Consider the following 12,866-nt stretch of genomic DNA (forward strand, 5'->3'; position numbering starts at 1 on the left):
TCAGGCGCCGGTTCCGTTCGATGGGGCGGGATTGTGCACTGCCGCAAGTGCGTCCGCCACCCTTTCCATGCGCATGAAACGCGACCCCTTCACCAACACCACCGAATCTGCATCCAGGCGTGCCGACAGCGCGCGCACCAAGGCTTCAGGCGAGCTGAAGTGGTGCCCGCCTTCACTGAAGTTGCGCACCGCAACCGCCGTCATCTCACCCAAGGCAAACAAGCCATCGACCCCCTTGCTTTTGGCATAACCACCGATCTCGTCGTGGATCTGGGCACTGGTCTCGCCCAGCTCACCCATGTCGCCCAGCACCAGCCAGGTATGACCGGGCATGGCGGCGAGCACGTCGATCGCCGCGCGCACCGAGTCCGGGTTGGCGTTGTAGGAGTCGTCCAGCACCAGCGCCCCGCTGGGCGCCCGGCGCCGCTGCAGGCGACCCTGGATGCCTGCAAATCCAGCCAGCCCTTCAGCCACGGCGGCAAGCGTCGCGCCCGCACTCAGGCAGGCCGCCGCAGCGCCGACCGCATTGCGTGCGTTGTGCACACCCGGCACCTGCAGCACGAACTCGATACCTCCCTGAGGGGTGTCGAGTTCGACCCGCGAGCCAAGGCCGCGAAGGGTACACCGACCTGCGATGTCGGCCGCCTGATCGATACCGAATGTCACAATGTCGCGCCCCGCATTGAGTTCGCGCCACAGGCCGGCATGCGCATCGTCGGCATTGATCACCGCCACGCCCGCACTGCCCAGTCCGGCGTAGATCGAACCCTTTTCGTGCGCAACTTCTTCCAGCGTCCCCATGCCCTGCAGATGCGCGCGCTGGGCATTGGTGACGATGGCGACCGTTGGCTGCGCGAGCGCGCTCAGATAGGCAATCTCGCCCGGGTGGCTCATGCCCATCTCGATCACCGCGGCGCGATGAAAGTCACGCAACTCGAGCAAGGTCAAGGGCATGCCGATGTCGTTGTTCAGATTGCCGCGTGTGGCCAGCACCGACTCATCGCCGAAGCCCTCATGGCGGGCCTGGGTGCGCAGGATGGCGGCACACATTTCCTTCATCGTGGTCTTGCCGTTGCTGCCGGTCACGCCGATCAGCGGCAGCGCGAAGCGTGCACGCCATGCCCCTGCCAGGGTGCCGAGGGCAAGCCGGCTGTCGTCGACCACCACCACTGGCAGCGGCGGCGTGGGATTGTCCGCATGCCAGCGCGCATCGACCAGGGCGGCGGCGGCGCCTGCCCTGGCCGCGGCCGCAACGAAGTCGTGACCATCAAAGCGCTCACCACGCAGGGCGACGAACAATTGACCCGGCGCCAGCACGCGGCTGTCGGTGCTAACGCCGTCGAAGCGCAGCGCCTCCGGCAGCAGCGTGTCATGCGCATCGAGCACACGCGCGACATCGTGCACACTCATCATCGTTTCAGGCCTCCTGCATGCCACGCGCGCAACGCGAAACTGGCCTGCTCAAGATCGGAAAAAGGCAGACGCTGCCCGAGAACTTCCTGATACGGCTCGTGACCCTTGCCCGCGATCAGCACCACGTCATTGGCGGCCGCTTCAGCGATGGCGATACCGATGGCCTGGGCGCGATCGACGATGCGTTCGGCAACAGGCCCCGCTCCTGCTGCAACCTCGTGCAGGATTTTCATCGGGTCTTCAGTGCGCGGGTTATCACTGGTAACGATGACACGATCGGCCTGCTGGCCTGCCAACTCACCCATGATCGGGCGCTTGCCGGGGTCGCGATCGCCGCCACAGCCGAACACGCACACCAGCCGCCCCTCGCGCGAACGCACCGTCGCGCGCAAGGCCTGTAGCACTTGTGCCAGGGCATCGGGGGTGTGGGCGTAGTCGATGACGACCAGCGGCTCACACACCCCACCGACCAACTGCATGCGCCCTGCGGGCGGTGTCAGCCGCGCCAGGCTTGGCTGCAGCTCGTCGAAAGGCAGGCCGCGCGCGAGCAGCGCACCCGCGACTGCCAGCAGGTTGGAGACATTGAAGGGGGCGACCATGCGCACCTGGATCTCGACCCCGCGCCCCTCCCACTGCAGCGTGAAGCGCAGCCCGGTGGCAGACAGCTGCAACCGATCGGCGAGCAACACGCGCGCACCGGGCAGCGCATCCAGGCTGGCGCGGTGGTGCGTGCACGCGATCACCTCGCGCCCCTCGCCCAGCAGACGCCGGGCAAGCGTCAGCCCGAAGGGATCATCGATGTTGATGACATTGCTGGCGAGCCCGGGGAGTGCAAACAGGCGCGCCTTGGCCTGAGCATAGACATCCATCGAGCCGTGGTAATCGAGATGGTCGCGGCTGAGATTGGTGAAGATCGCGACGTCGAAGCATGCGCCATTGACACGGCCCTGATCGAGCCCGATCGACGATACCTCCATCACTGCCGCGCCCGCCCCAGCGTCAACAAAGCTCGCCAGCAGACGATGGAGCTCAAGCGCATCGGGCGTGGTATTGAGCGCACTTTCGAGTTCGCCCGCAAAGCCGTTGCCGAGCGTGCCGATGATGCCGCAGCGCGTGCCCAGGCCCTGCAGCGCGCCCGCAAGCATCTGCGTCACCGTGGTCTTGCCATTGGTGCCGGTCACGCCCACCAGCCACAGGCGTTCGGATGGGCGCGCGTAGATTTCATGCGCGAGATGGCCGGCGAGCTCACGCAGGCCCTCCACGGCAAACGAAGGCACCGGCAGCGGACCGGGATTGAAGCCGTCCGCAGCCTCCCACAGCACCGCCGCCGCGCCACGTTCGATCGCCGCGCCAATGAACTGCCGCCCGTCAGTCTGAAACCCCGGCCAGGCGGCGAACACCTGCCCCGCACCCAGCCGGCGCGAGTCAGCCGTGATCCCGGTGGGGCTGACGCCGCTCGCGCGCAGACGCTCGAGAACGGACACCGCCACACTCATCACATGCTCTCCCGCAGCGTCGCTGCATCCGCACGCTCTTCAGTCTGGCGTCGAGCGAGCTGGAGCGGCGTCAGCGGTGCGTCGGGCGCCACGCCCAGCGAGCGCAAGGACGCCTCCATGACGCGCGAGAACAAGGGCCCCGCCACCGTACCGGCGTAATAGCTGCCCGCACTGGGCTCGTCGATCATCACCGCCACCACAAGACGAGGGTTCGAAACCGGCGCGAAGCCGACGAAAGAGGCGATATAGCGCTTGGTATAGCGACCATTCTCGATCTTGAGCGCGGTCCCGGTCTTGCCGCCCACGCGATAGCCCGCCACCTGCGCCTTGGTCGCCGTACCGCCGGTCTGGGTCACCGACTCCAGCATGGCGCGCACCGCGCGCGCGGTCTCCACCGAGAAGATGCGCCGCCCATTGCTGACTTCGCCATCGACGCGCGTGAGCGACAGCGGTACCAATTCACCGTCACGCGCAAAGGTCAGGTAGGCGCGCGCCATCTGGATCAGGCTCACTGAAATGCCGTGACCATAGGACATGGTCGCCTGCTCGATCGGCTTCCAGCTCTTGGCCGGACGCAGCCGCCCGCCTGTTTCACCCGGGAAGCCGAGATTGAGCGGCGTGCCAAAACCGAGATCATCGAACAGCTGCCACATCTCGGTCGGCGAAAAGTACTGGGCGAGCTTCACCGTGCCGATGTTCGACGACTTCTGGATGACCTCGGCCACCGTCATCGGCTTGTTGTGGCGATGTGAATCGGAAATCGTCGCCGTACCGATGGTCATGCGACCTGCGCTGACGTCGACCATCGTCGTCGGCTTGACCTTGCCGCGCTCGAGCGCAAGGCCGGCGATGAAGGGCTTCATCACCGAGCCGGGTTCGAAGCTGTCGGTGAACACCCGGTTGCGCAACTGCTCGCCGGTCAGGTTGGAGCGGTTGTTCGGGTTGAAGGTGGGCGCATTGACCAGCGCCAGGATTTCGCCGCTGCGCGTATCGATCACCACGGCCGCACCGGCCTTGGCCTTGTGCTGCTCCATGGTGTCGCGCAGGGCCGACCACGCGAGGTATTGAATCTTGCCGTCGATCGCGAGCGCGATGTCCTCGCCTTCGCGCGGCGGACGCACGGCGGTGACGTCCTCGATGATCTGGCCGCGACGGTCCTTGATCACCCGGCGCAAACCCGGAGCACCCGCAAGCTGCTTCTCGAACGCAAGCTCGATCCCTTCCTGGCCGCGATCTTCCACGTTGGTAAAGCCGAGGATGTGTGCGCTCACCTCACCGCCGGGATAGTAGCGGCGGTATTCCTTCTGCTCGTGGATGCCAGGCAGCTTCAGATCGGCAATGCGCTGCGCCAACTCGGGCGAGAGCTGACGCTTCAGATAGACGAAGTCGCGCTGGGTGGCGAGCTTGTCGTTGAGCTCGTTCACCTCCATTTCGAGCATGCGCGCCAGCTCACGCGCCTGCGCCGGCTCGAGCTTGGCATCCGAGGGCATGGCCCACACCGAGCGCACGGGGGTGCTGACCGCCAGCATGTCGCCATGGCGGTCGGTGATGCGCCCGCGCGTGGCCGGAATCTCCAGGGTGCGTGCGTAGCGCGACTCACCCTTGGCCTGGAGAAAGTCGTTGTTCACGCCCTGCAGATACAAGGCACGCCCGGTCAGGGTGAGCGAACCTGCCAGCAACGCCAACAGCAAGAAGCGCGGCCTCCACATCGGCAACTCACGCTTGAGCAAGGGGTTGTGATTGAAGGTGACAGTACGCTGGTTCTTTCTCATGACTAGGGCTCCACCACCATGACCTGCCCTTGCGCGGGCGGGCGCATGCCCAGCTTCTCGCGCGCAAGCTTTTCCACCCGGGCATGGGCAGCCCAGGTGCTTTGCTCGAGCTGCAGCTGCCCCCACTCGACCTCCAGGCCGCGGGCACGCACCTGCTCACGCTCGAGCTCGGAATAGAATTTGCGCGCCTGATGTTGCGCAGAAATCACGCCCAGGGCACTCGCCACCACCAGCACCACCAGCACCGCATCGAAGCGCATCTTCATGACGCCACCCCGGTGCGTTCGGCGACGCGCAGCACGGCGCTGCGCGCGCGCGCATTGACGCTGACTTCGGCCGCTCCCGGGCGCATGGCCTTGCCGATCAGGCGCAGCCGTGGTTGCGGCAGGTCGGCGGCGCGGATCGGCAGGCGCGCAGGCAGCACCGGCGGACGCGACTCATCACGCATGAAGCGCTTGACGATACGGTCTTCGAGGGAATGAAAGCTGATCACGGCCAGTCGCCCATCGGTGCGCAAGCGACGCACACAGACTGGCAAGACCCGTGTCAGCTCCTCGAGCTCCTGATTGATGAAAATCCGAAAAGCCTGGAAGGTGCGTGTCGCTGGGTGCTGCCCCGGCTCGCGCGTGCGGACCGCTTTCTCCACGATCGCGGCAAGTTGTCCAGTGGTTGCGACAGCCCCCCCTGTCCGAGCATCTGCAATCGCCTTTGCAACCGCATAAGCAAACCGTTCCTCGCCATAATTTCTGATGACCTCCGTAATCTGGTCGACGGAAGCCTCCGCCAGCCATTGCGCCACGGTCTGACCGCGGCTGGTATCCATGCGCATGTCCAGCGGCGCATCAAAGCGAAAGCTCATGCCCCGCGCGCCATCGTCGAGCTGGGGTGAAGACACTCCAAGGTCGAGCAGCACGCCATCGACCTGCGCCACGCCCAGTTCGTCGAGCGCCTCGTCGAGTGCGCTGAAGGCCGAATGCACCAGGGTCAGCCGCGCATCGCCCAGCGCCTGGCCGGCAGCGATTGCGGCGGGATCGCGGTCGAAAGCGATGAGACGCCCCTCAGGCCCCAGACGCTCAAGCACGGCAAGGCTGTGGCCACCACGGCCAAAAGTGCCGTCCACATAGATGCCATCGGCCTTGATCTCGAGTGCGTCGACCGCCTCTTGCAGCAAGACGGTGACGTGGGCGTTCGGTGCATTCACAGTGCGAGGTTCTCAAAGCCGGGCGGCAAGCCGGTTTTCATCAGCGCCAGCATGGCCTCTTGCTGCTGGCGCCAGCCGGCGTCGGACCAGAGTTCAAAATGACTGCCCTGCCCGACCAGCCAGACCTGCTTCTCGAGCGTGGCGAACTGGCGCAGCGACGGTGCCACCAGCACCCGCCCGGCGGCATCGAGCGCCTCTTCCTGCGCATAACCGACGAAAAGGCGCTTGAACATCGCCGACATCGGATCGAGGCTGGGCGCTGCGAGCACCTTGTCACGTATCGGCACCCAGGCCGGAACCGGATAGACCAGCAGGCAACCGTGAGGGTGGGCGGTCAGGACCACATGACCGCTGTCGGCGGTCAGGGCGTCACGATGCCGCGCCGGAATCGCCAGGCGACCCTTCGCATCGAGACTGAGCGCTGCGGCCCCCTGGAACATCGCCTCCCCCTGACGGTACGGAGGCGCGTCGAAATGACACTCCTCCCCACTTTTTTCCACTTAAACCCACTTTAGTGGAAAGGATGGGGGTGGTCAAGGCTGCAAAACTGGAATTCCCTTGTTACACAATGACTTATACGGCGCTGATCAATACGCAATAAAGCCTGGAAAATCAAGGGCGAGCGTGCGTTAGCTTGGCAAACAAGATGAACTTGCTCACCGTCACACAAAAAGTGGGGGTGAGTGGGAAAAGGCACGCGCAAAAAAGCCTGCGAACCCCTTGCGGGGTGCAGGCGATGAGATCAATGCACTCGGCAGCGCCAGTGCCGCATCGCGGCAACGGCGGATCACCAAGGACGAAAATGGGGTGGGGAAGTTCGCCGATAAGCCGGGTTCTGTCGAACGCCGCCGGCAAGCCGGCGACATCGGGCAGTCATTCCTCTGGGCGACACGTTACCGTGAAGCTCTAGCAGCCTACCCGGGAGCGACGCGAGCCACGCCAATGCTCCCCTATTTGGCCTTGCCCCGGATGGGGTTTGCCGTGCCAGTCCTGTTACCAGTCCTGCGGTGGGCTCTTACCCGCCGGTGCTTTCGCACCGACTCGCGACCTGCTTGCGCAGTTCACGACACCCTTTCACCCTTACCTGATCCCGTTCGCACGGGCCATCGGCGGTTTGCTCTCTGTTGCACTTTCCGTCGCCTCACGGCGCCCGGCCGTTAGCCGGCATCCTGCTCTGCGGGGCCCGGACTTTCCTCCACGCACGACGAGGTGCGCAGCGACTGCCTGGCGAACTTCCCACCGTCGATTATACGCGCGCCCGTCAGCCCCCGTCCGCCGGTGCAGAAACAAAAGCGGGCACACCCTCCTTGAGGGTGAAACTTCCGACCAGACGCCCGGGCGGCTTGCCGGCCGCGTTGTCCCAATCCTGCACGCGACACACCTCGGTGCTGGCGAGATACCAGCGATTGCCCTGATGCAGCGCCCACAAGCGATCTCCCGCCTCGTACACCTGCATGTCGACCAGCTCACGCACACCCGGGTGGATGGTCACTCGCTTCTGGCAGTTGGGCAGGCGCGACGCAATCACCGCCTGCTTGACCTCATCGGTCCAGAACACCTTCTGCTCACGCACCAGGATCAGCGCATGTTCCTTGCCTTCGACCATAAAAGCGGTTGCACTGTTTTCGCACGCCGCCAGCAGCGGCAACAGCGCCGTGAGCAGGAGCGCGCGACGAAAGCGGGAGATACCGATACGCATGAACGATCCTCTTCAGTCAGCGAGTTTCCAGGCGAGCGTTTCGCCAGCACGCAAGGGCACAAGCGGGTCGTCACCGAGGTAGGGGTAGTGGGAAGGCACGGTCCAGCTCTCGCGCTGCAAGGTGATGGTGTCCGTGTTCGGCGCCAGGCCGTAGAAAGCGGGGCCATTGAGGCTGGCAAAGGCCTCGAGGCGGTCGAGCGAGCCTGCCGCATCGAACACCTCCGCATAGAGCTCGATGCCGGCATGTGCGGTGTAACACCCTGCACAGCCACAGGCATTTTCCTTGGTGCTGCGGGCGTGCGGAGCCGAGTCCGTGCCGAGGAAAAAGCGCGCATTGCCGGAAGTCACCGCTGCCACCAGGGCCTCACGATGAGTCTCGCGCTTGAGCACAGGCAAACAGAAATGATGCGGGCGAACGCCACCCTGAAAGATCGCGTTGCGGTTCAGCAGCAGATGATGAGCGGTGACCGTGGCGGCGACATGACTGCCTGCAGCACGCACGAACTGCGCCGCTTCAGCCGTGGTGATGTGCTCGAACACGATCTTCAGCCCGGGGAAGCGCCGCACCAGCGGTGACAAGGTGCGCTCGATGAAGACGCGCTCGCGATCGAACACGTCGACATCGGCGCCCGTCGCCTCACCGTGAACGCAGAGCACGAGCCCGAGTTTTTCCATGCGCTCGAGCACCGGATACACCTTGTCGATCGCCGTCACCCCGGCTGCGGAATTGGTCGTGGCCCCGGCAGGATAGAGCTTGGCGGCAACGATGTGGCCGGCAGCGAGCGCACGATCGATCTCGTCGGGCTCCAGGTCATCGGTGAGGTACAGGCTCATCAGCGGATCGAAGCGCGTGCCCGGCACCACGGCAAGAATGCGCTCACGATAGGCAAGGGCCTGGGCGGTGGTGCTCACCGGCGGCTTCAGATTGGGCATGATCAGCGCACGACCGAAGCGCGCAGCCGTGTGCGGGACCACGGCCGCAAGCGCAGCGTCGTCACGGACATGAAGGTGCCAGTCGTCGGGGCGGATCAGGGTGATCGATTGCATTGTGCTTATCCTTGAGCCAAGGCCCCGATTATAGGCGCTCGCACCCAGCTTGGGCGCAGCCGACGGCGTTCACCCCCGCGCACGCAGCTTGCATCAACCACCGCCCTCACGCAGCTCGAGCGCCCGCGCGTAGAGCGCGTTCTTGGACGCGCCCGTGATCTCCGCCGCGAGCCGTGCCGCACTCTTCAGCGGCAACTCGCCGAGCAGCAGCGCGAGCACACGCTCGGCCTCAGCCTCCAGCCCGGCGTCAGCCTGCTTGCCCGCCACGACCAGCACGAACTCACCGCGACTGCGATTCGAGTCGGCGGCGAACCAGGCCGTGCTGTCAGCCAGCGCCATGCTCACGATCTGTTCGTGCAGCTTGGTGATCTCGCGCGCGATGAGCACTTCACGCTCAGCACCGAAAACTGCCAGCAGGTCGGCGACGCACTCGGCGATGCGATGTGGCGCCTCGTAGAACACCAGCGCGCAAGCCTCATCGCGCAGCGGCTGCAGCGCCGCAACGCGCGCCGTCGACTTCGCCGGCAGAAAGCCGACAAAGCGGAACCCGCCTTCGGCAAACCCCGACACCGACAAGGCCGCGATCGCCGCGCACGGCCCCGGCACCGGCACCACGACATGCCCGGCCGCGCGCACGCGAGCGACCAGGCGCGCGCCCGGATCCGACACCGCGGGCGTGCCCGCATCGGTGATGAAGGCGACCTGCTGCCCTGCCGCAAGCATGTCGATCACCCGCCCGGCGGCCTCTTGCTCGTTGTGCTGGTGCACCGCAAGCATGCGGCCACTGATGCCGTAGGCATCGAGCAGGCGCTGGCTGTGGCGCGTATCCTCGGCCGCGATCACATCGACTGCCTTGAGCACGGCAATCGCGCGCAGGCCCATGTCACCGATGTTTCCGAGCGGCGTCGCCACTACATATAATGACGGTGTGCTTGAGAGCGGGTTCTCTGGCAGCGGAATGGTGGAGTTCATGGCGATGGATGCGATACCCGGCAGGCAGCTGATGAAGACATTCGAATGAGCACGCACAGACGCACTACACGCGTGCCCACAGAGGCGGAAGACATTGTCGGTGGCTCTCCGGGCGCGACGCAAGCGCGCGGCCAGATGGCCGAGGACCTGGCGGCGCGCCACCTCGAGACCCGGGGCGTACGCATCATCGCACGCAACGTCCGCTGTCGCGGCGGCGAGGTCGACCTGATCGGCCTCGACGGCAGCAGCGTCATCTTCGTCGAGGTGCGGCTGCGCACCAACAAGCGCTTCGGCGGCGCCGCCGAGAGCATCACCATCACCAAACAGCGGCGCGTGCTGCTGGCCGCGCGCTGCTGGCTCAATGGCGCGGGGCGCCGCTTTCAAGCGGCCGCCTGCCGCTTCGATGCGGTCTTGCTCGATGCGCTCGATGACGCCCAGCTCACCTGGCTACGTGGCGCCTTCGATGCCGACTGAAGGGGCATGCTAGACTTTTCCGCCCATCGAATGACGAACGCAACATGGATCTCATCGCGCGCATCTCAAGCCAGTTTCAGGACAGCACGCGCACCACGCTCGAGGCCCTGGAGCTGCTGGCCGCGCCGATCGCCGGCGCCATCGAGACCATCACCGCGAGCTTGCTCGACAACGGCAAGGTGCTGGTTTGCGGCGGCAGTGGATCGTCGGGCGATGCCCGCCGCTTCGCCGCTCAGCTGGTCAACGGCTTCGAGCTCGAGCGCCCCTCGCTTGCCGCTTTCGCACTCAGCGCAGACGCATCGACGCTGGCGCCCAGCCCCAGCGCCCCCAACCCGCAAAGCCCTTTTTCACGCCAGATCCTCGCCCTCGGCCAGGCCGGCGACATCCTGCTGGCGCTGACCACGCATGGTGACTCGCCGCGCATCATCGAGGCGATCCGCGCCGCTCACGAACGCGACATGCGCATCATCGTGCTCAGCGGCGCCGATGGCCTGGGCATTGCCGAACACCTCACGGCCAGGGACATCCACCTTTGCGCCCCCACCGAACGCAGCGCACGCATTCAGGAGTTGCACTTGCTGATCCTGCATTGCCTGTGCGACGGTATCGACTGTTTACTACTTGGAGTGGAAGACTGATGCCCCACCTGCCCCCCGCCCTCACCCCCGCCTCAGCCTCCCACGGCCTGGTGCAGGGCACGCGCCGCCGTCTCATGCTCGGTGCGCTTGCCGCCGCCGCCCTGCCGCTGTTGCAGGGCTGCTTCCCGGTGGTGGCCACCGGCGTCAGCGCGGGCGCGGCGATGCTTTCCGACCGCCGCACAAGTGGCTCCTACGTCGAGGACGAAGGCATCGAATGGAAAGTCGGCGCCCGCATCCGCGAGCGCTTCGGCGACAGCGTCCACATCAACGTCACCTCCTACAACCGCAATGTGCTGCTCACCGGCGAAGCCCCCAGTGAGACCGTACGCAGCGAACTCGATCGCATCGTGGCCAGCGTCGACAACGTGCGTGGCGTGATCAACGAAGTCGCGATCGGTCCCAATTCAGCGCTCACGGCACGTGGCAATGACACCCTCATCACCTCCAACGTCAAGGCACGTTTCGTCGATAGCGGAAGCTTCTCGGCACACAACGTGAAAGTCGTCACCGAAGCCAATGTGGTGTTCCTGCTCGGCGTGGTGACCCGCAGCGAGGCCGACGCCGCCGCCGAGGTGGCGCGCACGAGCAAGGGTGTGCGCAAGGTGGTGCGGGTGTTCGAATACATCAGCGAGGAAGAGGCACGCCGGCTCGACAATCCGGTCGGCGCGCGCAAGCAGTAAGCACAGGCAAGCCCGCTTCGACCCGGCTCAGCACACAGCGGCAAGTGCATCGAGCAGCTTCTGATGCACGCCGCCAAAGCCGCCGTTGCTCATCACCAGCACATGATCGCCAGGGCGGGCTGCAGCCACCACCTCGGCCACCAGCTCATCGAGCACGGCATGGGTCCGCACCCGCTCGCCCAGCGGCGCCAGGGCGGCGGCGACATCCCAGCCCAGCGCATTGGCGTAACAGAACACCGCATCGGCCTCGCTCAGGCTGTGCGGCAACTGCGCCTTCATCACCCCCAGCTTCATGGTGTTCGAGCGCGGCTCGAGTACGGCCAGAATGCGCCCCTGCGCCTCGCGCCGGCGCAAGCCCTGCACGGTGAGCGCAATCGCGGTCGGGTGGTGGGCAAAATCATCGTACACCCGCACCCCGTTCTCGGTGCCGCGCAACTCCATGCGGCGCTTGATGCCGGTGAAGCGCGCCAGGCTGGCAATGGCGTGCGCCGGCGTGACACCGACATGACGCGCAGCGGCGACCGCAGCCAGTGCATTTTCACGGTTGTGGCTGCCCGCCAGCGCCATCTGCACCCGACCCTGTTCCACGCCGCCCAGGCTGAATACCGCTTCCGCCTCGCTGTCACCCGCGCCCACCGTCCATTGTGCGGCGTCGTTGAACCACTCCAGCTCGGACCAGCAGCCACGTTCGATCACGCGCTTGAGGCTGTCCTCGCGTGCATTGGCGAGCACCCGGCCGGCAGCAGGAATGGTGCGCACAAGGTGATGAAACTGGGTTTCGATTGCAGCCAGGTCATTGAAGATATCGGCGTGATCGAACTCGAGATTGTTCAGGATGGCGGTGCGCGGCCGGTAGTGCACGAACTTCGAGCGCTTGTCGCAAAAGGCGGTGTCGTACTCATCGGCCTCGATGACGAAAAAAGGCGACTCGGTCAATCGTGCCGACACGCCGAAATTCTGCGGCACGCCACCAACCAGGAAGCCGGGGTTCAGGCCGGCGTCCTCCAGCATCCACGCCAGCATCGAGGTCGTCGTCGTCTTGCCATGCGTGCCCGCCACCGCCAGCACCCAGCGTCCCGCCAGCACCTGCTCGGCCAGCCATTGCGGACCCGAAACATAGGGCAGGCCACGGTCAAGAATGGCTTCGAGCAGCGCATTGCCGCGCGCCACCGCATTGCCGACGACGAACATGTCGGGCGCCAGTTCAAGCTGCGCCGGGTCATAGCCTTCGACCAGGCCGATGCCCTGCTCTTCGAGCTGGGTGCTCATCGGCGGATAGACGTTGGCATCGCAGCCGGTGACCGTATGGCCGGCGGCACGCGCAAGCAGCGCCACGCCCCCCATGAAAGTGCCGCAGATGCCGAGAATGTGGATATGCATGAGGAGGACTCCGAGAGGCCGTCATCCGGATCAAACCGGGCGGTGTAGAATTGGCCGGCATTCTAACCGACCCTTGTCATGCACTCACACGCTC

The 12,866-nt window shown here is 65.5% G+C and carries 13 protein-coding genes and 1 other RNA gene; 3 read left to right on the forward strand and 11 right to left on the reverse strand.

The genetic code is table 11. From position 1 onward, the window contains the following. The 10 genes from M622_RS31480 to rsmI form a co-directional block, all read right to left on the reverse strand. The gene (locus tag M622_RS31480) at positions 1-1,413 is read right to left on the reverse strand and encodes a UDP-N-acetylmuramoyl-tripeptide--D-alanyl-D-alanine ligase (protein WP_021249642.1); all 1,413 of its coding nucleotides are present in this window, start codon (positions 1,411-1,413) and stop codon (positions 1-3) included. Then, the gene (locus M622_RS31485; protein ID WP_021249643.1) at positions 1,410-2,909 is read right to left on the reverse strand and encodes a UDP-N-acetylmuramoyl-L-alanyl-D-glutamate--2,6-diaminopimelate ligase; all 1,500 of its coding nucleotides are present in this window, start codon (positions 2,907-2,909) and stop codon (positions 1,410-1,412) included. Before M622_RS31485 ends, M622_RS31480 begins: the two co-directional genes overlap by 4 nt. Further along, on the reverse strand, positions 2,909-4,681 hold the full coding sequence (locus M622_RS31490; protein WP_021249644.1) for a peptidoglycan D,D-transpeptidase FtsI family protein: 1,773 nt from the start codon (positions 4,679-4,681) through the stop codon (positions 2,909-2,911). The genes M622_RS31485 and M622_RS31490 overlap by 1 nt, the downstream gene beginning before the upstream one ends. Before the next feature lie 2 nt (positions 4,682-4,683). Next, entirely contained in the window at positions 4,684-4,947 is a 264-nt protein-coding gene (gene ftsL, locus M622_RS31495; RefSeq protein ID WP_031346960.1) for a cell division protein FtsL, read from the reverse strand. Continuing rightward, on the reverse strand, positions 4,944-5,882 hold the full coding sequence (gene rsmH / locus M622_RS31500; protein ID WP_021249646.1) for a 16S rRNA (cytosine(1402)-N(4))-methyltransferase RsmH: 939 nt from the start codon (positions 5,880-5,882) through the stop codon (positions 4,944-4,946). The genes ftsL and rsmH overlap by 4 nt, the downstream gene beginning before the upstream one ends. Further along, entirely contained in the window at positions 5,879-6,322 is a 444-nt protein-coding gene (mraZ, locus tag M622_RS31505) for a division/cell wall cluster transcriptional repressor MraZ (RefSeq protein WP_021249647.1), read from the reverse strand. Before mraZ ends, rsmH begins: the two co-directional genes overlap by 4 nt. A gap of 368 nt (positions 6,323-6,690) precedes the next feature. Then, positions 6,691-7,118, reverse strand: an RNA gene (rnpB, locus tag M622_RS39375) — RNase P RNA component class A. Between the two features lie 25 nt (positions 7,119-7,143). Then, positions 7,144-7,581 (reverse strand): hypothetical protein, encoded by a 438-nt coding sequence (locus tag M622_RS31510; RefSeq protein WP_021249648.1) that lies wholly within the window; start codon positions 7,579-7,581, stop codon positions 7,144-7,146. A 12-nt stretch (positions 7,582-7,593) separates the two neighbouring features. Then, the gene (gene pyrC, locus M622_RS31515; protein ID WP_021249649.1) at positions 7,594-8,628 is read right to left on the reverse strand and encodes a dihydroorotase; all 1,035 of its coding nucleotides are present in this window, start codon (positions 8,626-8,628) and stop codon (positions 7,594-7,596) included. Positions 8,629-8,721: 93 nt separating this feature from the next. Further along, positions 8,722-9,600 (reverse strand): 16S rRNA (cytidine(1402)-2'-O)-methyltransferase, encoded by an 879-nt coding sequence (gene rsmI, locus M622_RS31520; protein WP_031346962.1) that lies wholly within the window; start codon positions 9,598-9,600, stop codon positions 8,722-8,724. 45 nt (positions 9,601-9,645) lie between these two features. On the opposite strand from rsmI, the gene M622_RS31525 reads away from it, so the two are divergent. The 3 genes from M622_RS31525 to M622_RS31535 are packed head-to-tail and all read left to right on the forward strand — an operon-like array spanning position 9,646 to position 11,392. After that, entirely contained in the window at positions 9,646-10,074 is a 429-nt protein-coding gene (locus M622_RS31525) for a YraN family protein (protein WP_031346963.1), read from the forward strand. Positions 10,075-10,118: 44 nt separating this feature from the next. Beyond that, complete coding sequence (locus tag M622_RS31530; protein ID WP_021249653.1) at positions 10,119-10,712, forward strand: SIS domain-containing protein; 594 nt, start codon at positions 10,119-10,121, stop codon at positions 10,710-10,712. Beyond that, positions 10,712-11,392, forward strand: a complete 681-nt coding sequence (locus M622_RS31535; protein WP_021249654.1) for a BON domain-containing protein — start codon at positions 10,712-10,714, stop codon at positions 11,390-11,392. The genes M622_RS31530 and M622_RS31535 overlap by 1 nt, the downstream gene beginning before the upstream one ends. 27 nt (positions 11,393-11,419) lie before the next feature. On the opposite strand, the gene mpl is transcribed toward M622_RS31535, so the two are convergent. Beyond that, positions 11,420-12,772 carry a UDP-N-acetylmuramate:L-alanyl-gamma-D-glutamyl-meso-diaminopimelate ligase gene (mpl, locus tag M622_RS31540; protein ID WP_021249655.1) on the reverse strand — a complete coding sequence of 451 codons (1,353 nt, stop codon included), beginning with the start codon at positions 12,770-12,772 and terminating at the stop codon, positions 11,420-11,422. Positions 12,773-12,866 lie beyond the last annotated feature (94 nt).

Source organism: Thauera terpenica 58Eu (assembly GCF_000443165.1).
Taxonomy (GTDB): Bacteria; Pseudomonadota; Gammaproteobacteria; order Burkholderiales; family Rhodocyclaceae; genus Thauera; species Thauera terpenica.

Bases quoted from the DNA above. Each gene is read 5' to 3' on its own strand.
- M622_RS31480 (WP_021249642.1), bottom strand. From the start codon at position 1,413: ATGATGAGTGTGCACGATGTCGCGCGTGTGCTCGATGCGCATGACACG.
- M622_RS31485 (WP_021249643.1), bottom strand. From the start codon at position 2,909: ATGAGTGTGGCGGTGTCCGTTCTCGAGCGTCTGCGCGCGAGCGGCGTC.
- M622_RS31490 (WP_021249644.1), bottom strand. From the start codon at position 4,681: ATGAGAAAGAACCAGCGTACTGTCACCTTCAATCACAACCCCTTGCTC.
- ftsL (WP_031346960.1), bottom strand. From the start codon at position 4,947: ATGAAGATGCGCTTCGATGCGGTGCTGGTGGTGCTGGTGGTGGCGAGT.
- mraZ (WP_021249647.1), bottom strand. From the start codon at position 6,322: ATGTTCCAGGGGGCCGCAGCGCTCAGTCTCGATGCGAAGGGTCGCCTG.
- M622_RS31510 (WP_021249648.1), bottom strand. From the start codon at position 7,581: ATGCGTATCGGTATCTCCCGCTTTCGTCGCGCGCTCCTGCTCACGGCG.
- pyrC (WP_021249649.1), bottom strand. From the start codon at position 8,628: ATGCAATCGATCACCCTGATCCGCCCCGACGACTGGCACCTTCATGTC.
- rsmI (WP_031346962.1), bottom strand. From the start codon at position 9,600: ATGAACTCCACCATTCCGCTGCCAGAGAACCCGCTCTCAAGCACACCG.
- M622_RS31525 (WP_031346963.1), top strand. From the start codon at position 9,646: ATGAGCACGCACAGACGCACTACACGCGTGCCCACAGAGGCGGAAGAC.
- M622_RS31530 (WP_021249653.1), top strand. From the start codon at position 10,119: ATGGATCTCATCGCGCGCATCTCAAGCCAGTTTCAGGACAGCACGCGC.
- M622_RS31535 (WP_021249654.1), top strand. From the start codon at position 10,712: ATGCCCCACCTGCCCCCCGCCCTCACCCCCGCCTCAGCCTCCCACGGC.
- mpl (WP_021249655.1), bottom strand. From the start codon at position 12,772: ATGCATATCCACATTCTCGGCATCTGCGGCACTTTCATGGGGGGCGTG.